General features: G+C 68.6%; 21 protein-coding genes and 3 tRNA genes. 21 read left to right on the forward strand and 3 right to left on the reverse strand.

Translation table 11 applies throughout. The features are described 5' to 3' along the window. Positions 1-108 precede the first annotated feature (108 nt). The 6 genes from alaS to FHR96_RS14170 all read left to right on the forward strand — a co-directional run bounded on the left by alaS (position 109) and on the right by FHR96_RS14170 (position 4,894). Positions 109-2,715: an alanine--tRNA ligase gene (gene alaS, locus FHR96_RS14145; protein WP_183388342.1), complete on the forward strand. Its 2,607-nt coding sequence runs from the start codon at positions 109-111 to the stop codon at positions 2,713-2,715. A 107-nt stretch (positions 2,716-2,822) separates the two neighbouring features. After that, the gene (locus FHR96_RS14150; RefSeq protein WP_183388343.1) at positions 2,823-4,073 is read left to right on the forward strand and encodes an aspartate kinase; all 1,251 of its coding nucleotides are present in this window, start codon (positions 2,823-2,825) and stop codon (positions 4,071-4,073) included. A gap of 192 nt (positions 4,074-4,265) precedes the next feature. Next, positions 4,266-4,469 (forward strand): carbon storage regulator CsrA, encoded by a 204-nt coding sequence (csrA, locus tag FHR96_RS14155; protein WP_183388344.1) that lies wholly within the window; start codon positions 4,266-4,268, stop codon positions 4,467-4,469. Between the two features lie 86 nt (positions 4,470-4,555). Then, positions 4,556-4,648 (forward strand) — tRNA-Ser (locus FHR96_RS14160). A 22-nt stretch (positions 4,649-4,670) separates the two neighbouring features. Next, positions 4,671-4,747: transfer RNA gene (locus FHR96_RS14165), tRNA-Arg, on the forward strand. 70 nt (positions 4,748-4,817) lie between these two features. Next, a tRNA-Arg gene (locus FHR96_RS14170) sits at positions 4,818-4,894 on the forward strand. A 149-nt stretch (positions 4,895-5,043) separates the two neighbouring features. Here the strand turns inward: FHR96_RS14170 and FHR96_RS14175 are convergent. Then, complete coding sequence (locus FHR96_RS14175; RefSeq protein WP_183388345.1) at positions 5,044-6,000, reverse strand: tRNA dihydrouridine synthase; 957 nt, start codon at positions 5,998-6,000, stop codon at positions 5,044-5,046. Between the two features lie 164 nt (positions 6,001-6,164). Between FHR96_RS14175 and FHR96_RS14180 the strand changes: the two genes are divergently transcribed. The 4 genes from FHR96_RS14180 (at position 6,165) to olsF (ending at position 11,558) form a co-directional block, all read left to right on the forward strand. Beyond that, positions 6,165-6,416: an OadG family protein gene (locus tag FHR96_RS14180; protein WP_183388346.1), complete on the forward strand. Its 252-nt coding sequence runs from the start codon at positions 6,165-6,167 to the stop codon at positions 6,414-6,416. 52 nt (positions 6,417-6,468) lie between these two features. Further along, positions 6,469-8,280, forward strand: coding sequence for a sodium-extruding oxaloacetate decarboxylase subunit alpha (oadA, locus tag FHR96_RS14185; protein WP_183388347.1), 1,812 nt, complete (start codon positions 6,469-6,471; stop codon positions 8,278-8,280). A gap of 14 nt (positions 8,281-8,294) precedes the next feature. Beyond that, entirely contained in the window at positions 8,295-9,617 is a 1,323-nt protein-coding gene (locus FHR96_RS14190; RefSeq protein ID WP_183388361.1) for a sodium ion-translocating decarboxylase subunit beta, read from the forward strand. A 153-nt stretch (positions 9,618-9,770) separates the two neighbouring features. Next, positions 9,771-11,558 (forward strand): bifunctional ornithine lipid synthase OlsF, encoded by a 1,788-nt coding sequence (gene olsF, locus FHR96_RS14195; RefSeq protein ID WP_183388348.1) that lies wholly within the window; start codon positions 9,771-9,773, stop codon positions 11,556-11,558. On the opposite strand, the gene FHR96_RS14200 is transcribed toward olsF, so the two are convergent. Together FHR96_RS14200 and lexA are read right to left on the reverse strand one after the other, a co-directional pair. Continuing rightward, a complete protein-coding gene (locus FHR96_RS14200; RefSeq protein ID WP_183388349.1) occupies positions 11,499-12,125 on the reverse strand; it encodes an IMPACT family protein in 627 nt (208 codons plus the stop codon). The genes olsF and FHR96_RS14200 overlap by 60 nt on opposite strands. Further along, complete coding sequence (lexA, locus tag FHR96_RS14205; RefSeq protein WP_183388350.1) at positions 12,125-12,595, reverse strand: transcriptional repressor LexA; 471 nt, start codon at positions 12,593-12,595, stop codon at positions 12,125-12,127. Before lexA ends, FHR96_RS14200 begins: the two co-directional genes overlap by 1 nt. Before the next feature lie 204 nt (positions 12,596-12,799). Here lexA and ccmA point away from each other — a divergent pair, with 204 nt between their 5' ends. From ccmA to zipA, 11 genes are all read left to right on the forward strand, one after another. Further along, the gene (gene ccmA / locus FHR96_RS14210; RefSeq protein ID WP_183388351.1) at positions 12,800-13,459 is read left to right on the forward strand and encodes a cytochrome c biogenesis heme-transporting ATPase CcmA; all 660 of its coding nucleotides are present in this window, start codon (positions 12,800-12,802) and stop codon (positions 13,457-13,459) included. 55 nt (positions 13,460-13,514) lie between these two features. Continuing rightward, on the forward strand, positions 13,515-14,183 hold the full coding sequence (gene ccmB / locus FHR96_RS14215; RefSeq protein ID WP_246392965.1) for a heme exporter protein CcmB: 669 nt from the start codon (positions 13,515-13,517) through the stop codon (positions 14,181-14,183). Between the two features lie 16 nt (positions 14,184-14,199). Further along, positions 14,200-14,940, forward strand: a complete 741-nt coding sequence (locus FHR96_RS14220; protein WP_183388353.1) for a heme ABC transporter permease — start codon at positions 14,200-14,202, stop codon at positions 14,938-14,940. After that, the gene (gene ccmD / locus FHR96_RS14225) at positions 14,940-15,158 is read left to right on the forward strand and encodes a heme exporter protein CcmD (protein WP_183388354.1); all 219 of its coding nucleotides are present in this window, start codon (positions 14,940-14,942) and stop codon (positions 15,156-15,158) included. The genes FHR96_RS14220 and ccmD overlap by 1 nt, the downstream gene beginning before the upstream one ends. Next, entirely contained in the window at positions 15,155-15,643 is a 489-nt protein-coding gene (ccmE, locus tag FHR96_RS14230) for a cytochrome c maturation protein CcmE (protein ID WP_183388355.1), read from the forward strand. Before ccmD ends, ccmE begins: the two co-directional genes overlap by 4 nt. A gap of 12 nt (positions 15,644-15,655) precedes the next feature. Next, a complete protein-coding gene (locus tag FHR96_RS14235) occupies positions 15,656-17,650 on the forward strand; it encodes a heme lyase CcmF/NrfE family subunit (protein ID WP_221195835.1) in 1,995 nt (664 codons plus the stop codon). Further along, positions 17,647-18,177 carry a DsbE family thiol:disulfide interchange protein gene (locus tag FHR96_RS14240; protein ID WP_183388356.1) on the forward strand — a complete coding sequence of 177 codons (531 nt, stop codon included), beginning with the start codon at positions 17,647-17,649 and terminating at the stop codon, positions 18,175-18,177. Before FHR96_RS14235 ends, FHR96_RS14240 begins: the two co-directional genes overlap by 4 nt. Further along, entirely contained in the window at positions 18,165-18,632 is a 468-nt protein-coding gene (locus FHR96_RS14245; RefSeq protein WP_183388357.1) for a cytochrome c-type biogenesis protein, read from the forward strand. The genes FHR96_RS14240 and FHR96_RS14245 overlap by 13 nt, the downstream gene beginning before the upstream one ends. Next, positions 18,629-19,858, forward strand: coding sequence for a c-type cytochrome biogenesis protein CcmI (gene ccmI, locus FHR96_RS14250; protein WP_183388358.1), 1,230 nt, complete (start codon positions 18,629-18,631; stop codon positions 19,856-19,858). Before FHR96_RS14245 ends, ccmI begins: the two co-directional genes overlap by 4 nt. Beyond that, complete coding sequence (gene smc / locus FHR96_RS14255; protein WP_183388359.1) at positions 19,858-23,352, forward strand: chromosome segregation protein SMC; 3,495 nt, start codon at positions 19,858-19,860, stop codon at positions 23,350-23,352. Before ccmI ends, smc begins: the two co-directional genes overlap by 1 nt. A 226-nt stretch (positions 23,353-23,578) precedes the next feature. Beyond that, positions 23,579-25,129, forward strand: a complete 1,551-nt coding sequence (gene zipA / locus FHR96_RS14260; protein WP_183388360.1) for a cell division protein ZipA — start codon at positions 23,579-23,581, stop codon at positions 25,127-25,129. The last annotated feature ends 192 nt before the right edge of the window (positions 25,130-25,321 follow it).

Genomic DNA, 25,321 nt, shown 5'->3' on the forward strand with positions numbered 1-25,321 from the left:
TGACGACTGCGCTATAATGGGTCCCTTTGCGAACGCCCCGGGTGGCAGTCCGACGACGGCTGCAACGACCGTCCTGCGGGCCGCCACGCCTATCGCCACGGATACCCCATGAAAAGCGCAGACATCAGACAGGCCTTTCTGAGTTACTTCGAGGAGCAGGGGCATACCATCGTGCCGACCAGTTCCCTGGTGCCGGGCAATGACCCGACCCTGCTGTTCACCAACGCCGGGATGGTGCCGTTCAAGGACGTCTTCCTGGGCCGTGACCCGCGCCCCTACGTCCGTGCCACCTCTGCCCAGCGCTGCGTGCGTGCCGGCGGCAAGCACAACGACCTGGACAACGTCGGCTATACCGCCCGCCACCACACCTTCTTCGAGATGCTGGGCAACTTCAGCTTCGGTGACTACTTCAAGCGCGATGCCATTCGCTTCGCCTGGACCTTCCTCACCGAGACGCTGGGGCTGCCCAAGGAGAAGCTGTGGGTCACCGTGCACGTCAGCGATGATGAGGCCGAGCGCATCTGGAAGGACGAGGTAGGCGTCGACCCCGAGCGCTTCTCCAAGCTCGACGAGGACAACTTCTGGCAGATGGGCGACACCGGCCCCTGCGGCCCGAGCTCCGAGATCTTCTTCGACCACGGGCCCGAAGTCTGGGGTGGCCCTCCCGGCAGCCCCGAAGAGGACGGCGATCGCTACATCGAGATCTGGAACCTGGTGTTCATGCAGTTCGACCGCGACGCGGCCGGCGAGATGCATCCGCTGCCCAAGCCGTCCATCGATACCGGCATGGGCCTGGAACGCATCGCCGCGGTGATGCAGGGCGTGCATTCCAACTATGAGATCGACCTGTTCCAGAACCTGCTCGAGGCGGCGGCCCGGGCCACTGGCCACGGTGACACTGCCACGCCGTCGCTGAGGGTGATCGCCGACCACATTCGCTCCTGCGCTTTCCTGATCGCCGACGGCGTGCTGCCTTCCAACGAAGGCCGCGGCTATGTGCTGCGCCGGATCATTCGCCGTGCGGTGCGTCACGGCCACAAGCTGGGCGCCAAGGGCAGCTTCTTCCACAAGCTGGTGGGGGCGCTCGACGCCGAGATGGGCGAGGCCTATCCGGAGCTGCGCGAGGCGCGCCACCAGATCGAGCGCGTTCTGCTCAAGGAAGAGGAGCAGTTCGCCCGCACCCTCGATCACGGCATGGGGCTGCTGGAGGAGGCGCTGGCCGGCCTCGAGGGCGACACCCTGCCCGGTGAGACGGTGTTCAAGCTCTACGACACCTACGGCTTCCCCTATGACCTGACCGCCGACGTCTGCCGCGAGCGCAATGTGTCGCTGGACGAGGCCGGCTTCGAGCGCGAGCTGGAGGCCCAGCGCGAGCGGGCCCGGGCCGCGAGCCAGTTCGGTGCCGACTACGGCGCGGCCCTGGAGCTGGAGGGCGAGACCGACTTCACCGGCTACGAGCGCCTCGAGGATCGCGCCACCGTGACGGCCATCGTCGACCGCGAGGGCAACGAGCTGGCCAAGCTCGAGCCGGAACAGCGCGGCCTGGTGGTGCTCGACCGTACCCCCTTCTACGCCGAGTCCGGCGGTCAGGTGGGCGACACCGGCTACCTGGCGTTCGACGGCGGCCGCTTCCTGGTCACCGATACCCAGAAGCAGGGCGGTCACCACCTGCACCACGGGGTGCTGCTCGAGGGCGAGCTGGCGGTCGGCGAAGCGGTGAGTCCGGGCGTCGATCCGGCCCTGCGCGCGGCCACCGTGCGCAACCACTCGGCCACCCACCTGCTGCACCAGGCGTTGCGCATGGTGCTCGGCGAGCACGTCGAGCAGAAGGGCTCGCTGGTGACGCCGGAGCGGCTGCGCTTCGACTTCAGTCACTTCGAGCCGGTGACCGCCGAGCAGTTGGCCGAGGTGGAGCGGCTGGTCAACGAGCAGGTGCTGGCCAACGCGGCGACGCACATCGAGCACATGACCCTGGAGCAGGCCAAGGAAAAGGGCGCCGCGGCGCTGTTCGAGGCCAAGTACGCCGACAGCGTGCGGGTGCTGACCATCGGCGCCGACGACTTCTCGGTCGAGCTGTGCGGCGGCACCCACGTCGCTCGCAGCGGCGACATCGGCTGCTTCCATATCGTCAGCGAGGCCGGTGTGGCCTCGGGCGTGCGTCGCATCGAGGCGATCACCGGCGAGGGTGCGCTCGCCTACTTCCGTGAGCAGGAAGCCCGGGTGGCGCGCATCGGCGAGCGCCTCAAGGCCAAGCCCGAGCAGGTCGAGGAGCGCGTCGAGACGCTGGTCGAACGCAATCGTGGCCTGGAGAAGGAGCTCGAGCGTCTCAAGGCCAAGCTGGCCAGCGCCGCCGGCAACGATCTGCTGGGCGAAGCCCGCGACGTCAAGGGCGTCAAGGTCCTGGCCAAGCGCCTGGAAGGCGTCTCGGGCAAGGAACTGCGCGGCATGCTCGACCAGCTCAAGAACAAGCTGGGCTCGGGCATCGTGGTGCTCGGCGTGGCCGATGAATCGGCCGGCAAGGTCAGCCTGATCGCCGGCGTCACCGACGATCTCACCGCTCGGATCAAGGCCGGCGCGCTGGTCAATCACGTCGCCGCCCAGGTCGGTGGCAAGGGCGGTGGTCGACCCGACATGGCCCAGGCCGGCGGCAGTGATGTCGCGGCCTTGCCATCGGCGCTGGAGAGCGTTCCGGCCTGGGTCGAGGAGGCGCTCTAGTTCACGGTCAGGGGCCGAAGGCAGCGATGCCTTCGGCCCCTGGTCCATCCGGCTTCCATCACGCTTTTCTCATTTCCAACGCTAACCGACACGAGGGACAACGACGCATGGCACTATACGTACAGAAGTTCGGCGGCACCTCGGTGGGCTCCGTGGAGCGCATCAAGGCCGTGGCCGAGAAGGTCAAGGGCTTCCGTGACGCCGGCCATCAGGTCGTGGTCGTGGTATCCGCGATGAGCGGCGAAACCAACCGCCTGATCGGCCTGGCCAACGACATCAACGACGAACCCACGCCGCGCGAAATGGACATGCTGGTCTCCACCGGCGAGCAGGTGACCATCTCGCTGTTGACCATGGCCCTGCACAAGCTGGGCGTGCCGGCCACCTCCTATACCGGTTCCCAGGTCGGCATCATGACCGACAGCGCCCATACCAAGGCGCGCATCCAGCGGATCGAGACCGACGACATGCGCCAGGACCTGGACGAAGGCCAGGTAGCCGTGGTCGCCGGTTTCCAGGGCGTCGACGAGGAGGGCAATATCACCACCCTCGGTCGCGGCGGCTCCGACACCACCGGGGTGGCCCTGGCCGCGGCCCTCAACGCCGACGAATGCCAGATCTACACCGACGTCGACGGCGTCTATACCACCGACCCGCGCGTCTGCTCTCGGGCCCAGCGCCTGGACACCATCACCGTGGAAGAAATGCTGGAGCTGGCCAGCCTCGGCTCCAAGGTGCTGCAGATTCGCGCCGTCGAATTCGCCGGCAAGTACAACGTCCCGCTGCGCGTGCTGTCCAGTTTCCAGGACGGCCCCGGCACCCTGATCGTTGCAGATTCCGACAAAGACGAGGACTCCATGGAAGAACCGCTGATCTCCGGTATTGCCTTCACCGCCAACGAGGCCAAGCTGACCCTGCTCAACACCCCGGACGTGCCGGGCGTGGCCTCGAAGATTCTGGGCCCGATCGCCGATGCCAACATCGAGATCGACATGATCGTGCAGAACGTGGCCCCGGCCGGCGACTACACCGACTTCACCTTTACCGTTGCCAAGGGCGACTACAAGCAGACCCTGCGCATCCTCGAGGAGCAGGTGCTGCCCGCCCTGGGTGAGGGTGAGGTCAAGGGCGACGACAAGATCGCCAAGGTCTCCCTGGTGGGGGTCGGCATGCGCTCTCACGCCGGCGTGGCCTCCAAGATGTTCCGCGTGCTGTCCGAAGAGAACATCAATATCCGCATGGTCTCCACCTCCGAGATCAAGATCTCGGTGGTCGTCGACGAGAAGCACATGGAGCTGGCCGTGCGCGCCTTGCATCAGGCCTTCGGACTGGACAAGGACGACATCGAAAGCGAATAAGGCGTCGCATCCTGTCGTCAGCTTCTACGCTTGTAGGGAGGTCCATGGCTGCGCCGTGTGGCGGGCTTCCTTTCAACGAGCCCATGGAGTGTCATGGTCGACGCCAGTCGTCGGGGCCGGTGCCCATATACGGGCGCCGGCCCTGGCGTAGACGAGCATCCCGCAGTCAGAAGTCTGAGAAGGAGATCAGTCATGCTCATTCTGACCCGCCGAGTCGGCGAAACCCTGATGATCGGTGATGACATCACCGTTACCGTGCTGGGCGTCAAAGGCAATCAGGTCCGTATCGGCGTCAACGCTCCCAAGGACGTTGCCGTGCACCGCGAGGAAATCTATCAGCGCATCCAGCGCGAGAAGACCGACGTGGATGCCGACGACGGCGAAACCGGAGCCTGAATCGCGATGTCCGTCGCCCGAGAAAAAATCCCGAAGGCGCTGGACATTGCCCTGCCAAATCGGTAGGATACGCACCTGTCGATGCGGGAGAGGTGGCCGAGTGGCTGAAGGCGCTCCCCTGCTAAGGGAGTAAGGGGTTTATAGCCTCTTCGAGGGTTCGAATCCCTCCCTCTCCGCCATCATCGACGAAGCAGAAGGTCTGCGCCCGTAGCTCAGCTGGATAGAGTACCTGACTACGAATCAGGTGGTCGGAGGTTCGAATCCTCCCGGGCGCGCCATCTTCTTGCGGATGATAACTGTACGTCACGTGCGTATCGTCATCCACACGGTGAATCGTCGCCGTCTTCAGCGCCCGTAGCTCAGCTGGATAGAGTACCTGACTACGAATCAGGTGGTCGGAGGTTCGAATCCTCCCGGGCGCGCCAGATATCGACCCGCTCTCCTCGCGAGAGCGGGTCTTCTGTTTTTATCATCCTCTTTCTCGCTAGCCGGAGCGGTCGAGCCCACAGAGGGGCCCCCGACTCCGCGATCGTTCGGGCGCCGTCGCATTGCGACGTGCGCCCTTTTTTTGTCGTCAGGCTGGCAGGGTGGCGTCGCTCGGAGCCTCGGCGCGCAGTCCTGCCAGAAAAGCATCGAGGTCGTTGATGCGACGCAGCGCCTGGAAGCGTCGTGCGGACTCGGTGTCGCGACTGCGCATATGGTTCAGCCACTGCTTGAGCAGCGAGGTGACGATCCGGTCGGGTAGCGTCTGACGCCGCGCCTCGGCATAGGCGGCGAGCGTCCTGGCGCGCTCGCGCCAGCGGGTCGTCGGCAGGCGCTCGCCGGTGGCCTGCCAGTGGCGGATGCGAGGTGCCAGGGCGGGATCGGCCAGGGCGCCGCGGCCGAGCATCACGTCACGGCAGCCCGAGAGAGTACGCGCCTTCCAGTAGTCCTCCAGGGTCCAGATGTCGCCGTTGGCGATCACCGGAATCGACACTCGGGTGCGGATACGGCCGATCCACTCCCAGTGAGCCGGAGGCCTGTAGCCTTCGCGGCGGGTGCGGGCGTGCACCACCAGCTGCCGGGCACCGCCATCCTCGGCGGCTTGGGCGCAGGCCAGCGCCAACCGCCGGTCATCGAAGCCCAGCCGAACCTTGGCGGTCACCGGAATGGTGTCGCCGACCGCCTCGTGGACGGCGGCCACCGCGGCGTGCACCCGACGGGGGTCGCGCAGCAGCGAGGCGCCGCCGTCGTGGCGGTTGACCAGCTTGGCCGGGCAGCCGAAGTTGAGGTCGAGGCTGACGGCGCCGAGCCGCAAGGCCTGACGGGCATTGGCCGCCAGCGCTGCGGGGTCCGAGCCCAGCAGCTGGAGGTGGACCGGCACCCCGGAGGGCGTGGTCGGTCGTGTCCCGGCGAGTTCCGGGCAGTGGCGCTGAAAGACCCGCGGCGGTAGCCGGGTGTCGACGACCCGCACGAATTCGGTGACCGTCCAGTCGAAGCCCGACGAGCGGGTCAGCAGATCGCGGGTGATGGCATCGATCACCCCTTCCATGGGGGCTAGGCCGAGGCGCCCGCCATGTAGTAAATTAACAACGTCGACTTCCACCATGGCGCCATTGTGTTCCGTGAAGAGTGTGGCAGCTTATACGATCGGCATTCACGCGCAACTCGCTTTGCTCGGTCCGGAGGCGAGGGCGCCGGCGAGGAGATTCCCGCATGCAGGACACGCAGCTGTTCAACGAAGGCTTTGCCCTGATGGGGCTCGGCATGGGGTTCGTGTTCGTCTTCCTGACCGTGCTGGTCATCGTCACTACCCTGATGTCGCGGTTCATCGGCCGCTTCTTCCCCGAGCCGTCGGCCGACGCCACCGCAGCGACGCCTCGCCCCGCCCCGGCGGCGCAGGACGACGCGCTGATGGCCGTCATCGGCGCGGCGATCCACCGCTACCGCCGCGATCGACGCCGCTGAGGCCCGTTTCCCCGCATCTATCGCGTTCCACCGACAATCATAAGGAAGGCCCATGACCGCGAATGCCCGCCCGCTCGGCATCACCGACGTGGTGCTACGCGACGCCCACCAGTCCCTGTTCGCCACTCGCCTGCGCCTGGACGACATGCTGCCGATCGCCGAGAAGCTCGACCGGATCGGCTTCTGGTCGCTGGAATCCTGGGGCGGGGCCACCTTCGACGCCTGCATTCGCTACCTGGGCGAGGACCCCTGGGAACGCATCCGCGCGCTGAAGGCGGCCATGCCCAACACCCGGCAGCAGATGCTGCTGCGCGCCCAGAACCTGCTCGGCTATCGCCACTATGCCGACGACGTGGTCGACCGCTTCGTCGAGCGCGCCCGGACCAACGGCGTCGACGTGTTCCGCGTGTTCGACGCCATGAACGATCCGCGCAACCTGGCGCGTGCCCTCCAGGCGGTGCGCCGGGTCGAGGGGCATGCCCAGGGTACGCTCTCCTATACGGTGAGCCCGGTGCATACCCTGGACGGCTGGGTCGAGCTCGGCCGCCGGATCGCCGATATGGGGGCCGACTCCCTGGCGATCAAGGACATGGCGGGCCTGCTCACGCCCTATACCGCCTTTGAGCTGGTCAGCCGACTCAAGGCGACGCTGGATATCCCCATCCACCTGCATAGCCACGCCACCACCGGCATGTCCACCGCCACCGCGCTCAAGGCCGCCGAGGCCGGCGTCGACAACGTCGACACCGCCATCTCCTCGATGTCGATGACCTACGGCCACAGCCCCACCGAATCGCTGGTGGCCATCCTCCGGGGCACCGAGCGCGACACCGGCCTCGACCTCGAGGCGCTGGAGGACATCGCCGCCTACTTCCGCGAGGTGCGCAAGAAGTACGCCGCCTTCGAGGGCTCGCTCAAGGGCATCGACTCGCGGATCCTGGTGGCCCAGGTGCCGGGCGGCATGCTCACCAACATGGAGAACCAGCTCAAGGAGCAGGGCGCCGGCGACCGCCTCGACGAGGTGCTCGAGGAGATCCCGCGGGTGCGCGAGGACCTCGGCTACCTCCCGCTGGTCACGCCGACCTCGCAGATCGTCGGCACCCAGGCGGTGATGAACGTGATGATGGGCGAACGCTACCAGTCGATCTCCAAGGAGGTCCAGGCGCTGCTCAAGGGCGAGTACGGCGCCGCTCCCGCGTCCTACGATGCCGAGCTCCAGGCCCGCGTGCTGGAGGGCAGCGAGCCGATCACCTGCCGCCCGGCCGATCGCCTCGACCCGGAGATGGACCGGCTGTCCGCCGACCTGCGCGAGAAAGCCGAGGCCCAGGGCATTCGCCTCGCCGAGGGCGAGCGCGAGATCGACGACGTCCTGACCTATGCGCTGTTCCCGCAGATCGGACTGAAGTTCCTCAAGCATCGCGACGACCCCGAGGCCTTCGAGCCGGCGCCGAGCGCACCCGGCGCCCAGGTGCCCGCGGCCCCGGCGGCGTCCTCGGCGCCCGCGCCGGCCGGCGGCCCTGAGACCTACACCGTCACCGTCAACGGCACCGCCTACGTGGTCGAGGTCGCCGAGGGAGGCGAGATCGAGCGGGTCCAGGAGCAGCAGGGCGGCGCCGCCGCACCGAGCGCCCCCGCGGCGCCTGCCGAGTCTTCTGGCGAGACCATCGGTGCGCCGCTCGCCGGCAACATCTTCAAGGTCTGCGTCAAGCCCGGTGACCGGGTGGTCGAGGGCGACGTGGTGATCATCCTCGAGGCCATGAAGATGGAGACCGAGGTGCGGGCGGCGAGCTCCGGCACCGTCTCCGCGGTCAAGGTCGGCGAAGGCGACAGCGTGGCCGTGGGCGACGCCCTGATCGTGCTCTGAGGACGTTGCCCATGATCGACAAGATTCTGACCCTGTGGACCGGCTCGGGACTCTACAACCTGAGCCCCGGCCAGGCGGTGATGCTGGCGGTGGGCCTGCTGCTGCTGTGGCTGGCCATTGCCAAGAAGTTCGAGCCGCTGCTGCTGGTGCCGATCGGCTTCGGCGGCATCCTGGCCAATATTCCCGAGGCCGGGCTGGCGCTGTCGGCCGCCGAGCAGGCCGCCCACCTTGGGCGTCCCGAGCTGCTCGAGCGGCTGGCCTCCGCCCTGCGGGTGAGCCTGGAGCCGGGGGCCGGCATCGAGGCCTGGCGGCATACCCTCTCCGAGGCGTTGCACGGCCATCCCGCCCCGGCGCTGGTGCGCGCCGCCAACGACGCGGCCATCGACGCCGGCTACGCCCACGGCATGCTGTATCACTTCTACAGCGTGGCCATCGCCTCCGGCATCGCGCCGCTGGTGATCTTCATGGGCGTCGGCGCGATGACCGACTTCGGGCCGCTGCTGGCCAACCCGCGCACCCTGTTCCTGGGCGCCGCCGCCCAGTTCGGCATCTTCGCCACCCTGCTCGGGGCGGTGGGCATGACGACGCTTGGCTGGATGGATTTCTCGCTCAACCAGGCCGCCGCCATCGGCATCATCGGCGGTGCCGACGGTCCCACCTCGATCTACGTGTCGAGCCTGCTGGCGCCGGAGCTGCTGGGGGCCATCGCCGTGGCGTCCTACTCCTACATGGCCCTGGTGCCGCTGATCCAGCCGCCGATCATGCGTGCCCTGACCACGAAGCACGAGCGCGGGATCGCCATGACCCAGCTGCGGCCTGTCTCGAAGCGCGAGAAGATCGTCTTCCCGATCAGCCTGCTGACCCTGGTGGCGTTGTTCCTTCCGGACGCCGCGCCGCTGCTGGGGATGTTCTGCTTCGGTAACCTGATGCGCGAGTGCGGCGTGGTGGAGCGGCTCTCCGATACCGCCCAGCACGCGTTGATCAACACCGTGACCATCTTCCTCGGGCTTTCGGTGGGCTCCAAGCTGATGGCCGACCGCTTCCTGGCCGTGGAGACCCTGGGCATTCTCGGGCTCGGCATGGTGGCCTTCGCCATCGGCACCGCCTGCGGGATCCTGATGGCCAAGCTGCTCAACGCCGTCAGCAAGGCGCCGATCAATCCGCTGATCGGCTCCGCCGGGGTCTCGGCGGTACCCATGGCGGCGCGGGTGTCGAACAAGGTGGGGCTGGAATCCAATCCCCACAACTTCCTGCTGATGCATGCCATGGGGCCCAACGTGGCCGGGGTGATCGGCTCGGCGGTGGCCGCCGGGGTGATGATCAAGTACCTCGGCTGACGCGCCTCGGGCTTGACCCGATCGCACCGCTGGCCGCGACGCACGGCGCCCCTCGGGGCGCCGTGCGTCGTCATGGCCGCCATCTTCCTGTCACCTGCCGCCCCTAGCCTGAGCGCATCGGCGCCTCGGGGCGTCTGGCGAGGAGGAGGCGGCATGATCGATATCGAGCGGGCCCTGCGCGACAAGGCCCCGAGGCTGGCGGCCCGGCCGCCTTGGCTGTTCGGGCCGCTGTTGGCGGGGCTGCGTCATCTGGTCCGCGAGCGCGAGATCAATGATTTCCTGGAACGCCACGGCGAACTCGGCTGGTGCGAGTTCATCGATCGGGTGTTCGAGCATCTCGATGTCGGCTATACCCTGTCGTCGAGGGATCGCGAACAGATTCCCGAGACCGGACGGGTGGTGGTGGTCGCCAACCATCCGCTGGGGGCGCTGGATGGCCTGGCGTTACTGCGCATGGTGGCCGAGGTGCGCCCGGACGTGAGCATCCTGGCCAACGACCTGCTGCTGCAGCTGGCACCGCTGTCCGGGGTGCTGCTGCCGGTGGACAACCTGTCGCGGCGCGGGCTGCGCCGCAGTCTCGCGGGCGTGGTCGAGGCCCTGGAGTCAGAGCGGGCGGTGATCGTCTTTCCGGCCGGCGAGGTGTCCCGTGCCGGCCCGCGCGGCGTGCGTGACGGCAAGTGGCACTCCGGCTTCCTGCACGCCGCGCGGCGCACCAATGCACCATTGCTGCCGGTTCACGTCCGCGGGCGCAACTCCGCGCGCTTCTATGCCCTGACCTCGTTGCGCAGCGAACTGGGGCCGCTGCTGCTGCCCGGCGAGATGTTTCGCCAGCGCGGCCGGCACATCGCCTTGCGGGTCGGCGGGCCGATCCCGCTGTCGCGCTTCGACCGCGATGACCTGGCCAATCCGGTCAAACTCAAGCTGCTGCGCAAGCACGTCTACCGGCTGGGGCGCGGTCGCCGCGGCGTGTTCGTCGGCGAGACCGGCATCGCCCGCCCCGAGCCGCGCCAGCGCCTGCGTGAGGAGCTTCGCGAAGCCGAGTCGCTGGGCGAAACCGCCGACGGCAAGCGTATCCTGCTGTTCGACAGCCGACCGGACTCGGCGGTGATGCGTGAGATCGGCCGGCTGCGCGAGGTCGCCTTCCGCCGGGTCGGCGAGGGCAGCGGGGGCAAGCGCGATGTGGACGGGTTCGACGACTATTATCGCCACCTGGTGCTGTGGGACGACCGCGACCTGGAGATCGCCGGCGCCTATCGCCTCGGCGAGGTGGGGCGCATCCTCGATCGGCACGGCGTGGCCGGGCTGTACGGCGCCACGATCTTTCACCTCGAGCAGGCGCCCTGGGAAGACTGGCGGCACGGGCTCGAGCTGGGGCGCAGCTTCGTCCAGCCGCGCTACTGGGGGCGGCGCAGCCTGGAGTACCTGTGGGTCGGGCTGGGCGCCTACCTGCGCCGCCATCCCGAAGTGCGCTGGCTGTTCGGGCCGGTCACGCTGCCCAACCACCTACCGCCGCTGGCCAAGGAGCTGCTGGTCAGCTACTACCGCCACTATCATGGGGACGCCGAGAGCCGGGTGCGGCCGCGCACGCCCTGGCAGATTTCCCGAGCGGGTCAGCTGGAGGCGGAGCGGCTGTTTCACGGCGACGATGCCCGGGAGGATTTCCAGCGCCTGCGGCACGGCCTGCAGGCGCTGGGCGCCAGCGTGCCGGCCCTCTACAAGCAGTACGTGGAGGTCACCGAGCCCGGCGGCACGCGTTTCCTGGCCTTCGGCGTGGACACCGCCTTCGGCTACTGCACCGATGGCCTGGTGGCGGTGGACCTGGCACGGCTGAAGCCCGAGAAACGGGCTCGCTATCTTGGCGCCTCGTCGGCGGCGGCCGGGTCAGGCGAGGTCGGGGTCGAGGCGCTCGAGGCGCCCCTTGAGCCGGCTGGTGAGCGCTGACAGGTCGCGCTCGAGATCTCGCGGCCAGCCCAGGGTCAGCACCACGCCGTCGGCGCCGTAGTCGGCGGCGTCCACGGGAATGTCGTGCTCGGCGCACCAGGCGCGGGCCTGGGCCTCGCCGGCGAAGTCGACCTTCAAGCGCAGCGGGTCGCGCTCGGTGACCTCGCCCCTCGGCAGCACTTCCAGCGCCTCGCTGACGGCCTGACCGTAGGCGCGGGCCAGGCCGCCGGTGCCGAGCTTGGTGCCGCCGAAGTAGCGGGTCACCACGCAGCCGATCTGGCCGATGCCGGCGCCTTCCAGTACCTGATACATGGGTCGGCCGGCGGTGCCGCCGGGTTCGCCATCATCGGAGAAGCCGATGGCCCGCTGTTCGCCGGGCGGGCCGGCGATGAAGGCGCTGCAGTGGTGGCTGGCACTCGGATGGGCGTGACGCGCGGCCGCCAGCAGGGCCTCGAAGGTGGCCACGTCCGGGACGTGACAGATCCAGGCGATGAAGCGGCTCTTCTCGACCTCGAGTTCGCTCTCCTGCCATGTCCCGGCAGGCAGGTCGGGGATGGGGTAGCGCATCAGGCGGCCAGGTCCGGCTGGCGCACCACGCCCATCACCAGGCCGAGCACCTGGATGTCACTGTTCTTCAGGTAGATGGGCGGCATGGCCTCGTTGGCCGGCTGCAGGCGCACGCCGGATTTCTCGATGTAGAGCTTCTTCAGGGTGACCTCCTGGTCGTTGATCATCACCACCGCGGTCTCGCCGTTCTCGGCGCTCTCGCGACGTTCGATGATGATCACATCCCCGTCGAAGATGTTGCAATCGATCATCGAGTCGCCGCACACCCTCAGCGCGTAAGTGTTGCGCTTGACCATACGGCTTGGCACCTCGACGCTACCGGCGTCGATGCAGGCATCGATGGGCATTCCCGCGGCGACGCTGCCGAGCAGGGGAACTTCGACCAGGTCGTCGGCGTCGAGCGGTGCCCAGGCCTCGGCGATGGGCAGGTTGGGCTGGCGGAACAGGTACTGCGGTTCAAGGCGTGACATGGCGCGGTGTCCCTCGTCGGCAATGACTGTTGATACATACAGTACATGGCCAGCATAGCAGGCAACGGGCATCTGGCAAGGGGCGCGTTGCCGGCGAACATGCCGCAGGGCAAGCGCCGCGTGCTCTGCGGCCTCCCTCGACTGGCGATGAAAACCTTTTCCGTGTACAGTGCCGAGCCATATTTCCCATGCCCGGAGAGCGCCTTGAGCCTGCGCCTGCAAGCCCGACGGCTGGCCTGTGAGCGAGACGACCGCTGGCTGTTCCACGATCTCGATCTGGAGATCCGGGCCGGCGAGATCCTGCGCGTCGAGGGCCCCAACGGCAGCGGCAAGACGACCCTGCTCAAGATCCTTTCCGGCCAGCTGGCGGACTACGAGGGCGAGGTGCTGTGGAACGGCGCTTCGCTGCGTCGGGTGCGCCGCGATTTCCTCGCCAACCTGCTGTATCTGGGACATGCCCCGGGTGTGAAGGCGGCGCTGACGCCGCTGGAGAATCTCGCCTGGTACCAGGCGCTGGCCGGTGAGGGTAAAGATGCAGGGCGCGGCAAGGAGGAGGCACGCCTGGCGGCGCTCGAGGCGGTCGGGCTGGCCGGGTTCGAGGACCTGCCCGTCGCCCAGCTTTCCGCGGGGCAGCAGCGTCGGGTGGCACTGGCCCGGCTGGAGTTGACGCCGCGTGCCCTGTGGGTGCTCGACGAGCCCTTCACGGCCATCGACCGTGACGGCGTCGCCGCTCTCGAGGCACGCTTGGCGGCGCACACCGAGCGCGGCGGCAGCGTGCTGGTGACGACACACCATGAGCTGCGTGCTTCGGTCAATCTGCGACGCCTGCGACTGGGCGAGGGAGGCGGCGGTGTCGAACGCTGATCCGCGGCCCGCATCGGGACCGCTGCCCCTGGCCGGGGAACCGGAGGGCGGCCTGATGGTCGCAGTTCGGGCGACCCTGCGGCGCGACCTGGTGCTGAGGATGCGCGGGCGCAGCGAAGTGCTGAACCCGCTGGTGTTCTTCGCCCTGGTGATTACCCTGTTCCCGCTCGGCATCTCGCCCGATCCGACGCTGCTGGCGACCATCGCGCCGGGCCTGCTGTGGGTGGCGGCGCTGCTGGCGGCGCTGCTTTCCCTGGACGGGGTGTTCCGCGGCGACTTCGAAGATGGCAGCCTGGAGCAGCTGCTGCTCTCACCCCAGCCGCTGGCGGCGCTGGCGCTTTCCAAGGTGGCGGTGCACTGGCTGCTCACCGGCCTGCCGCTGGCGCTGATGGCGCCGCTGCTGGGCATCATGCTGTCGCTGCCGGCGGGCAGCTACGGGGTGCTGGCGCTGTCGCTGGCGCTGGGTAGCGCCAGCCTGAGCCTGATCGGCGCCATCGGTGCAGCACTCACCGTAGGGCTGTCCCGCGGCGGCGTATTGCTGTCGCTGCTGGTGTTGCCGCTTTATATTCCGGTGCTGATCTTCGGCGCCGGCGCCGTCCAGGCGGCGATCCAGGGAGGCGGTGTGGCGGCTCACCTGGCGATCCTCGGCGCCCTCCTGGCGGCAGCATTGATCTTCGCGCCCTTCGCGATCGCGGCGTCGCTGCGCATCAGCATCAACGGTTGAGGTATCGAACGGCATCATGTGGGCCTTCATTCACAAGCTCGGCTCCCCAAAGGGGTTCTACGCCATCAGTGCGCGATGGCTGACGCCGCTCTGGCTGGCGGCGGCGGCGCTGATCCTGATCGGCGGCACCTGGGGGCTGGCCTTCTCGCCCGCCGATTATCAGCAGGGCGACAGCTTTCGTATCATCTACGTCCATGTGCCGGCGGCCTTCCTGGCCCAGTCCATCTTCGTCGCCATGGCCGCGGCCGGCTTCGTGTTCATGGTCTGGAAGATCAAGCTCGCCGACATGGCGGCGGCCATGATGGCGCCGCTGGGCGCCGGGATGACCTTCGTGGCGCTGTTTTCCGGGGCGGTGTGGGGCGTGCCCACCTGGGGCACCTGGTGGCAGTGGGATGCCCGGCTGACCTCGATGCTGATCCTGTTCTTCCTCTACATCGGGGTGATCGCGCTGCGCGGTGCCTTCGCCAGTCGCGACGGCGGCGCCCGGGCGGCCTCGGTGCTGGCCATGGTGGGCGTGATCAACATTCCGATCATCAAGTATTCGGTGGAGTGGTGGTACACCCTTCATCAGCCGGCCACCTTCTCGATCACCTCGAAACCGGCCATGCCGGCGGCCATGTGGCTGCCGCTGCTGCTGATGGTGCTCGGGTTCTACTGTTTCTTCATCGCCGTGACCCTGATGCGCACGCGCAGCGAGATCCTGCGCCGGGAGTCGTCCAAGCGCTGGGTGCGCGCCCTGGTCGAGGAGCAACGCTGATGGCCTTCGATTCGCTGTCCGCCTTCCTGGCCATGGGAGGATACGCCCCCTATGTGTGGAGCGCCTATGGCGCTACCGCCGCGCTGCTGCTGGGCGTGGGCTGGCATGCCCGGGCCGAACGGCGGCGAGTGCTGCGCGACCTGAAGCGCCGGATACGCCGCGAGCGCTATCAGGCCGGCGCGGCGAACAACACCACCGAGGAGGGGCCGCGTCGATGAGGGCCAAACGCAAGCAGCGTCTGCTGGTGATCCTGGGGCTGGTCGCCCTGGCGGCGGTAGCCGTGGGGCTGACGCTCTACGCCCTGCGCAGCAACATCAACCTGTTCTTCAGCCCGGTGCAGATCGCCGAGGGTCAGGCCCCGCTCGAGCGCCAGATCCGTGCCGGCGGCATGGTCAAGGAGGGCTCGGTGGCCCGTGACCCGGACAGCCTCGACGTCGCCTTCACGGTCACCGACTACGTCGAGGACCTGGAGGTCCGCTACAGCGGCATCCTGCCCGATCTGTTCCGCGAGGGGCAGGGCGTGGTGGTAGTGGGTCGGCTGCAGCCCGATGGCTGGCTGCGGGCTGACCAGGTGCTGGCCAAGCACGACGAGAACTACATGCCCCCCGAGGTGGCCCAGGCCCTGGAGGACGCCGGCTACTCGCCGGAGGACTACCAGGACAAGGCCACCGACGTGGCCAAGCGGCTCGAGGCCGAGGACTGATCCGGAGACGCCATGTTGACCCCGCTGATTCCCGAAATCGGTCACTTCGCGCTGATCATCGCGCTGCTGATGGCGGCGCTGCAGGCGGTGGTGCCGCTGGCCGGGGCGGCGACCCGGCGGCCGCTGTGGATGGCCTATGCGCGCCCCATGGCCGCCGGACAGTTCCTGTTCCTGATCGTCGCCTATGCCTGCCTGACCGCCAGCTACCTGCTCGACGACTTCAGCGTGGCGACCGTGGCCAACAACTCCAACTCGCTGCTGCCCTGGTACTACAAGGCCAGCGCCGTGTGGGGCAATCACGAGGGCTCGGTGCTGCTGTGGAGCCTGATCCTCGGCGCCTGGACCTTCGCCGTCAGCCGCTTCTCACGCGAGCTGCCGCGCGACATGCTGGCGCGTGTGCTGGGGGTGATGGGCCTGGTCTCGGCCGGCTTCCTGGCCTTCGTGCTGATCACCTCGAATCCCTTTGCGCGGCTGCTGCCCAACCCGCCCGCCGACGGCGCCGACCTCAACCCGCTGCTTCAGGATGTCGGCCTGATCATCCACCCGCCGATGCTCTACATGGGCTACGTCGGCTTCTCGGTGGTCTTCGCCTTCGCCATCGCCGCGCTGCTCGGCGGTCGCCTGGATGCCGCCTGGACCCGTTGGGCGCGGCCCTGGACCAACGTCGCCTGGGCCTTCCTCTCGGTGGGCATCGCGCTGGGCAGCTGGTGGGCCTACTACGAACTGGGCTGGGGCGGCTGGTGGTTCTGGGATCCGGTCGAGAACGCCTCGCTGCTGCCCTGGCTGGCCGGCACCGCGCTGATCCACTCGCTGGCGGTGACCGAGAAGCGTGGCGCCTTCAAGAGCTGGACGGTGCTGCTGGCGATCTCCACTTTCTCGCTGTCACTGATGGGCACCTTCCTGGTGCGCTCCGGGGTGCTGACCTCGGTGCACGCTTTCGCCAACGATCCCTCCCGGGGGCTGTTCATCCTGGTGCTGCTGGGCATCACCGTGGGTGCCTCGCTGCTGCTGTTCGCCCTGCGTGCGCCCCGGGTCAGCCACCGGGTCGGCTTCACCTGGCTGTCGCGGGATGCGCTGTTGCTGGTCAACAACATCCTGCTGGTGATCATGACGGTCACCGTGCTGCTGGGCACCGTCTACCCGCTGCTGCTCGATGCCCTGAACCTGGGCAAGATCAGCGTCGGCCCGCCCTACTTCAATGCCTTGTTCGTGCCGCTGACGGTGATCCTGTGCGTGTTCATGGGGCTCGGCCCCCTGGCGCACTGGAAGCGCACCGCCGGCGGCAGCCTGCTCCGGCGGGTCTGGCTGGCCGGCGCCGCGGCGCTGGGCATCGGCCTGCTGGCGCCGCTGGTCTACGGCGGTGAGTGGAATCTCAAGGTCACCCTGGGGCTGGTGGCGGCGCTGTGGGTGGTGCTGCCGCTGGTTCGCGACCTGTGGGAGAAGAGCCGCGACAGCAAAGGGCGGCGCCTGGCCGGCCTGCGCCGCCTGTCGCTGGCTCACTGGGGCATGGTGCTCGGTCACCTGGGCCTGGCGGTGACCATCGTCGGCGTCACCGTGGTGTCGAACTACGCCGTGGAGCGCAACGTGCGCATGGCGGTGGGCGACAGCGTCGAGGTGGCCGGCTACACCTTCACCATGACCGAGCTTGGCAGCCGCCGCGGACCCAACTACGTCGCCGACGCGGCGCGCATCCAGGTGCGCCGCGGCGACGATGCTCGCGGCTTCGTGATGACCCCGGAGAAGCGCCTCTACATCGCCCGTGGCATGCCGATGACCGACGTGGCGCTGCGCCCGGGGTTGTTCCGTGACCTCTACGTGGCCATGGGCGAGGACCTGGGCGATGGCAGCTGGGCGCTGCGCCTGCAGTACAAGCCCTTCGTGCGTTGGCTGTGGCTGGGCGCGCTGCTGATGGCCGTCGGCGGCATCCTGGCGGTAATCGATCGCCGCTACCGGCGGGCGGCCACCGCCCCGGATCCCGAACGCGTCCCGCGGGAGGTGGCCGCATGAAGCGTCGCCTGCTGTTGCTGCTGCCGCTGGTCGGCTTCCTGGTGCTGGGCGGCTTCCTCTACCAGGGACTCTCGATCAATCCCGCCGAGCGCGACTCGGCGCTGGTCGCCAAGCCCTTCCCGGCCTTTGCGCTGAGCGCCCTGGACGATCCCGGCCGGACCCTCGACGCCTCGCTGTTGCAGGGGGAGGTCACCCTGGTCAACGTCTGGGGCGAGTGGTGTCCGACCTGCAAGCAGGAGATGCCGCAGCTGCTGGAACTCGCCGATCGCGGCGTGCGCCTGGTCGGCGTCGACTACAAGGACAGCCGCGAGAAGGGCCGCCAGTTCCTGGCCGAGTTCGGTAATCCCTTCGAGGTCAACCTGTTCGATCCCGAGGGCAGCCTCGGCTTCGACCTCGGCGTCTACGGCGCCCCGGAGAGCTTCCTGGTCGATGCCGACGGGGTGATTCGCTATCACCACACCGGCTATATCTCGCCGGAGGACGTGACCGAAGTGATCCTGCCGGAGGTGGAAAAATGGCGCGACTGATCCGCGTGTTGCTGATGCTGGCGCTGCTGGGGCCGGCGCTGGCCCAGGCCGCCATCGAGGTGCGCGACTTCGACGACCCGGTGATGCGCGAGCGCTTCGCATCGCTGACCGCGACCTTGCGTTGCCCCAAGTGCCAGAACCAGTCCATCGGCGATTCGGATTCGCCGATCGCCGGCGACATGCGCCAGCGGGTCTACCAGCTGCTCGAAGACGGCCGCTCGGACAAGGAGATCCTCGACTTCATGGTGCGCCGCTTCGGCGACTACGTGCTCTACAACCCGCGCCTGGAAGGGCGCACCCTGCTGCTGTGGGGGCTGCCCGCCGCCCTGCTGCTGGGCGGCGCCCTGCTGGTGGTGCTGGTGGTGCGGGCACGACGCCGGGCCTCTTCCCGGCGGCTCTCCGCCGATGAGCGGGCGCGGCTGGACGCATTGATCGGCCGGGAGGAGCAGCGATGATCGCACTGTGGCTTGCCTTCGCCCTGCTGCTGGTGCCGGCGCTGTGGCTGCTGGTGCTGCCGCTGCGGCGCGCCGGCGCCGTGGCCCGGGCCCAGTCCGACTACGAGGCCGACGATCGCACTACCCGGCAGAACGTCGCCGTCTACCGTCGCCGGCTGGCCTCTCTGGAGGCCGCTCGCGAGCGCGGCGAGATCGATGCGGCGCGCTTCGACGAGGATCGCCTCGAGCTCGAGCGCAGCCTGCTCGACGATGCCTCGGCGTCGACCCGTTCACCGCTCAAGCCGGCCGGTGCAGGCAAGCTGCTGGTGCCGCTGGCGATGGTCGCCCTGGTGGTGGTCAGCGTGCTCTGGTATCGCTGGGAGGGCGCCGAGGGTGACCTGGCGCTCTACCGCATCCAGCAGCAGGTGATGGCCGACCCCGAGGCCAGCTTGCCCGAACTGATCGGCCGCCTGGAGACCCAGGCCGCTCGCCAGCCCGACAATCCCAACGTCTGGCGCTCGCTGTTCCCGCTCTATCGCGACAGCGGACGCGTCAGCGAGGCCGATCGCGCGCTGACTCGGCTGTTGGACCTCGAGGGGCGCACTCCCTGGCTGCTCGCCGAACTGGCCCAGCTGCGTTACTTCGCTGCCGGCCGCGAGCTCACGCCAGATGTTCAGGCGCTGGTCGACGAGGCCCTGGCGGCCGATCCGGGCCAGCCCACCGTGCTTGGCATGCTGGGCATCGAGGCCTTCGAGAGCGCCGACTACGAGACGGCCATCGATCGCTGGCGTCGTGCCATCGCCGGCATGGACAATCCCGAGGCCGCCGAGGCTCTGCGTCAGGGCATCCGTGCCGCCCAGCGACGTATGGGCCAGACGCCGGACGCGAGCGGGGCGCCGGGCGTCCGCGTGCGCGTCAGCCTGGCCCCCGAGCTGGTTGGACGCCTGGACGCCGACACCGCCGTGTTCGTGGTGGCCCGGGACATGGCCGGCGAGCTGCCGCCCCTGGCGGTGGTGCGCACCACCCTGGGCGAGTTGCCGACCACCCTGACCCTCGATGACGGCGACGCCATGGCCCCCGGAGCCCGGCTGTCCGCTGTCGAGGACGTGCGCCTGGTGGTGCGGGCCTCGGCCAGCGGCCAGGCCGAGCCCCATCCCGGCGACCTGATGGGACGGCTCGAGGGGGTGGCGGTCGGCGAGGCCGACGGCGAGCCCGAACCACTGGTCATCGACAGGGTCGTGGAATAATGCGCCTGAAGTCGATTCGCCTGGTGGGCTTCAAGTCCTTCGTCGACCCTATCACCGTGCCCTTCGACGGCAACATGACCGCCATCGTCGGGCCCAACGGCTGCGGCAAGTCCAACATCATCGACGCGGTGCGCTGGGTCATGGGCGAGTCGTCCGCCAAGACCCTGCGCGGCGAGTCGATGACCGACGTCATCTTCAACGGCTCCACCGGGCGCAAGCCGGTGGGCCAGGCCTCCATCGAGCTGCTGTTCGACAACCGCGACGGGACCATGGGCGGCCCCTATGCCCAGTACGCCGAGATCTCGGTCAAGCGCCAGGTCACCCGCGAGGCCCAGTCCAGCTACTTCTTCAACGGTCAGAAATGTCGCCGCCGCGATATCTCGGACCTGTTCCTGGGCACCGGCCTGGGGCCACGCTCCTACGCCATCATCGGCCAGGGCATGATCTCGCGATTGATCGAGTCACGCCCCGAGGAACTGCGCTCCACCCTCGAGGAAGCCGCCGGCATCTCCAAGTACAAGGAGCGACGCCGCGAGACCGAGAACCGCATGCGCCGTACCCAGGAGAACCTGGAGCGCCTGGAGGACATCCGCGAAGAGCTCGACAAGCAGCTCGAGCGGCTCAAGCGCCAGGCCGACGCGGCGCGCCGCTATCAGACCCTCAAGCAGGAAGAGTATCGGCTCAAGGGCGAACTGGCGCTGCTGCGGGGGCGTGCCCTGCGCGCCAGCCAGGACGAGGAGGAGAGCCGGGTCCGCGACCTCGAGACCGCGGTGGAGCGCGAGGTGCTGGGGCTGCGCCAGTGCGAGACCCGCCTGGAGGAGGCCCGCGCCGAGCACGACCAGTTGGCGACCGAGCTCGAGGGCTACCAGACCCGCTTTCACGAGACCACCACCGCCATCGCCCGCCTCGAGCAGGACCTCGAGCACACTCGTGCCCGGGACCAGCAGCTGGCTCGCGACCTTGAAGCCGCCCGCCAGGAGCTGTCGGATCTCATGCGGCTCGGCGAGGACGACGGCGAGCGCCTGGCGCGCCTCGACGAGCGCCTCGAGACGCTGGGGCCCGAGCAGGAGGAGGTCGCCGAACGGCTCGCCGAGCTGGAGGCGGCCCTGGAAGACGCCGAGCCGCAGGCCGAAGAGGCGGACGCCGACTGGGAAACCTTCGGCGAGACCTGGCAGGCCGACAGCCGCGAGGCCGAACGCGCCCAGGATCGACTTCGCGAGCAGGAGTCGCGTCTCGAACGCATCGACGCCGATGTCCGCAAGCGTCGCCAGCAGCGCGAGGAACTTCCCGACATCGCCGGGCTGGAAGCCCAGCGCGACGAGGTGGCCGAGCGCCTGGCCGAGCTCGAGGAGCGCCTGGCCGATCGTGAAGCGCGCCGCGAGCAGGGCCAGGCCGACCGCGATGCCGCTCGAGAGGCGGTGCGCGAGGCCGAGGCGGGGCGTGAGGCCGATCGCCAGCGGCGCAGCACCCTGCAGGGCGAGCTGGCCTCGCTCGAAGCACTGATCCAGGCGGCCCTGGCCGATCACGACGAGACCCTAGACGACCACCTGGCCGCCCAGGGGCTCGCTCAGGCGCCGCGGCTCGGCGAATGCCTCGAAGTGGAGGCCGGCTGGGAGGACGTCGTGTCCTGGGTGCTGGCGCCCTGGCTGCGTGCCCGGCTCGCGCCGCTTGCCGACGGCGCGAGCCTGTTGACGCCGTCGCTGGCGCCCGAACTGGGGCTGCTCGAGGCCGCGGAGCGTGAGGCTCCGGCCGGCAGCCTGGCGGCCCGGGTTCGAGGCGCCGGGGCGGCGGCCCAGTGGCTGGCCGGGGTGCGCTGCGCGCCGAGCCGCGAGCAGGCCTGGGCCGAGCGCGACGGCCTGGCGCCCGGCGAGAGCCTGATCACCGCCTGCGGGCTGTGGCTGGGCGACGGCTGGGCGCGCCACCGCGGCCAGGACGAGGGCCCCGATGCGCTGCTGGTCAGCCGCCGCCGCGAGGCGGAGGTCCGCGAGGAGCTCGCCGAGGTGGAGGCGCGTCTCGAAACCCAGGAAGAGCGCCTCGCCGAGGCCGCCGAACGCGTCGAGCGGGCCGAGGAAGGGCTTGAGACACTGCGCCTCGAGGAGCGTGACCTCGAGCAGCAGCGTCAGCAGCTGGCGGTACAGGACAGCGGCCTGGCCAGTCGGCTCGAGCATCTTCAGGGCCGCGCCGATGAACTCGGCGAAGAGCTCGAGGGGCTGGCCGAGTCCGCCGAGGAAACGCGCCTGGCCATCGAGGAGACCCGCGAGCACTGGCAGGCGGCCATGGCCCGTCTGGAGGAGGGCGCCGAGACCCGCGAGCGCCTGGAGCGGTCTCGTCAGCAGGCCCGCGAGCGGCTGGCCCAGCTGCGCTCCCAGCAGCGTCCGCTGGCCGAGCAGGCCCAGCGGCTGGCGCTGGAACACCAGCGGCTGACCACCGAACGGGCCGGCCTGGCCGAGCAGCAGGGGCGTTCCGGGGAGGCACGCGGGCGTCTCGAACAGCGCTGTGCCGAGCTCGAAGAGGCCCGAGAGGGGCTCTTCGAACCCGACGAGGAGCGCCGCGAGCGCCTCGAGGAGCTACTGCACCGGCGCGAGCGGGAGGAGCGCGAGCTCAACGCGGCGCGCTCCCGGGCCGCCGGTCTGGTGGAGCGGCTGCGCGAGGACGAGCAGGCTCGCCAGGGGCACGAACGCCAGCTCGAGGGCATTCGCGAGCGGCTGCAGGAGTCGCGCATGCAGGTCCAGGCGCTGGCGCTCAAGGCCGAGACCCAGGACGAGCAGCTGCGCGAGCTGGGTCACGACGCGACGGCCCTGACCGAAGGCCTCGATCCCAATGCCACCGAGTCGGCCTGGCAGACCCGTCTGGAGGAGGTCGGCGAACGCATTCGCCGGCTGGGGGCCATCAACCTGGCGGCCATCGAGGAGTACGACCAGCAGGCCGAGCGGCGCGACTACCTGGAGGCGCAGCATCGCGAGCTCAGCGAGGCGCTGGAGACCCTGGACCGGGCGATTCGGCGTATCGACCAGGAAACCCGCACGCGCTTCCGCGACACCTTCGAGCGAGTCAATAGCGGTCTGCAGACGCTTTTCCCCAAGGTCTTCGGTGGCGGGACCGCATGGTTGACCCTGACCGGCGAGGATTTGCTGGAGACCGGGGTGGCTATCATGGCTCGCCCCCCCGGCAAGAAGAACAGCACCATTCATTTGCTCTCGGGGGGAGAAAAGGCCCTCACCGCGTTGTCCATGGTATTCGCCATCTTCCAGCTCAATCCGGCTCCCTTCTGCATGCTCGACGAGGTGGATGCCCCGCTCGATGATGCCAACGTGGGACGCTATGCGAAGCTGGTGAAGGAGATGTCGGACTCGGTACAGTTCATCTATATCACCCACAACAAGATTGCGATGGAAGCCTCGGAACGATTGATGGGTGTGACCATGCAGGAGCCGGGGGTGTCGCGTCTGGTGGCGGTGGGCGTCGATGAGGCGGCGGCCCTGGCCGAGGCCTGATGGGCTTGAACGCCAACGGCAAAAGGGTTAACAAGGAAGAAAGCGATGTTGCATTGCACGTATATGAAGGGATTTTCGCAGGGCGATTGCAGAGGACCGGTGCGAGTTCCGTTAAAAAAGAGCGGACTTGACAACCAAAATAATTGGTCCTTTTTCGGGCAATCGCGCTATGCTGTTGACGGACAACCATCAGGCATGGCGCCTTAGCAAAAAGGCATGACGACCCATGGAACTAAGAGAGTGGCTGATCATTCTGGGGCTGGCGCTGGTGACGTTGATCGTCATCGACGGCGTGCGTCGCCTGCAGCGCCAGCGTCTTGTCCCGCGCCTCGACCAGGCCGGACACGATGCCCAGGGCCCCGATGAGGACCCCGAAGCAGTGGCCCGCGAGGCCGAAATCAACTGGGAGCTGCCCAACGGAGGGGCGCGAGTCGTCAGGCCGGCGGACGAGCGAGGCGTACAGCCCAAGCCCAAGCTCCAGCGCCAGGATCATCCTGGCCCGTCTCGCGTATTGTCGGAGTTTCGTCGACAGCAGGGCGAACAGGAGCCGGCCGAGTCACCGTCTCCCGGGGCTCAACGCCAGGCGGATGAAGGAGCGTCGCGTGAGAGCGAGCGCCCGTTCGCGGCCCGGCACCGGGAAGAGCAGGACGTGGCGTCCGCTCATGCGCGCGTCGCGGACCCGGCAGAGGCGCGCCCGTCCGCCGATGCCGGCCAGCCTGCGCCGGCGGAGGCTCCCCCGAACGACGCGGCGCGTCGCGAGCCCGCCCTCGGCGATGACGCCGAACGGCCCGAGGCAGACGCGCCTGAACCGCTGGTAGCCGACCCCGCCGATCACGATGGCTACGATGAGGAGCACTATCGGCTGGTCGACCTGGAAGGCATGGGCGACTCCCTGAAGAGCGGCTCCCGGCGGGTCGGCTCCTCGGTGCAGCGCTTCGGGGCCTCCCTGCAGAAGAATCTCGCGGAACGACGCGATCAGAAGCGTGCCCGCCGTGAGCAGGAGAAAGCCGAGAAGGCGAAGCGTGAACAGGCTGCCCGCGAGGCGCGGCAGGCCGAGAAAGTGAAGCGCGAACAGGCCGCCCGCGAGGCGCAGCAAGCCGAGGAAGTGGCTCGTCAGCAGCGTGAGGCCGAGGCCCGCGCGCAGGAGGTCGAGCGTCGCCAGGCGGCCGACCTCGAGGAGAACGATCCGCTGTTCGCTCCCCGCCGCGAGGCCTCCGCCGAATCGTCGAGCCCTCCGCCCCAGGAAGACGACGTGGTGCGTGCTCACCCGGTGCTCGAGAAGGCGCTGCGTCACGACGTCGACGCCGATCATGCCCGTGACACCCTGGGCGAGGCCGAGGAGCTGATCGTGATCAGCGTCATGGCGCGCGGTGAGGAGGGGTTCTCCGGCACCGCACTGCTCGACCTGATGCTGGCCTGTGGCCTGCGTTACAGTCGCGACATGGGTATCTTCCATCGCTTCGAGACCGAGGATCCGGGCAGTGCCCTGCAGTTCTCGATGGTCAACGTGGTCAAGCCGGGGACCTTCCCCATCGAGGCCATGGACGACTTCCTCACCCCGGGCATCACCCTGCTGATGCCGCTGCCGGGGGCCTCCGACACGTCGGCGGCCTTCGAGGCCATGGTCGAGACCGCGATGGTCATCGTCCGTCACCTGGGCGGCGAGCTGAAAGACGAGAACATGAGCGTGATGACCGCGCAGACCGTCGAGTTTGCTCGCCAGCGCGTGCAGGAGTTCGAGCGGCGCCATCGTCTGCATCGCTATCAGGTCAACTAAAGCCGGAAGCGATAAGCCATAAGCTGGAAGAGAAGAGCAACCCCCGTGAGGTCACCCCACGGGGGTTGCTGCTTTGGTAAGCTAGGGGATTATGCTGGCTTCGAGCTTCGAGCTTCGAGCTTCGAGCTTCGAGCTTCGAGCTTCGAGCTTCGAGCTTCGAGCTTCGAGCTTCGAGCTTCGAGCTTCGAGCTT

It is taken from the genome of Halomonas organivorans, from assembly GCF_014192055.1.
Lineage (GTDB): Bacteria > Pseudomonadota > Gammaproteobacteria > Pseudomonadales > Halomonadaceae > Halomonas > Halomonas organivorans.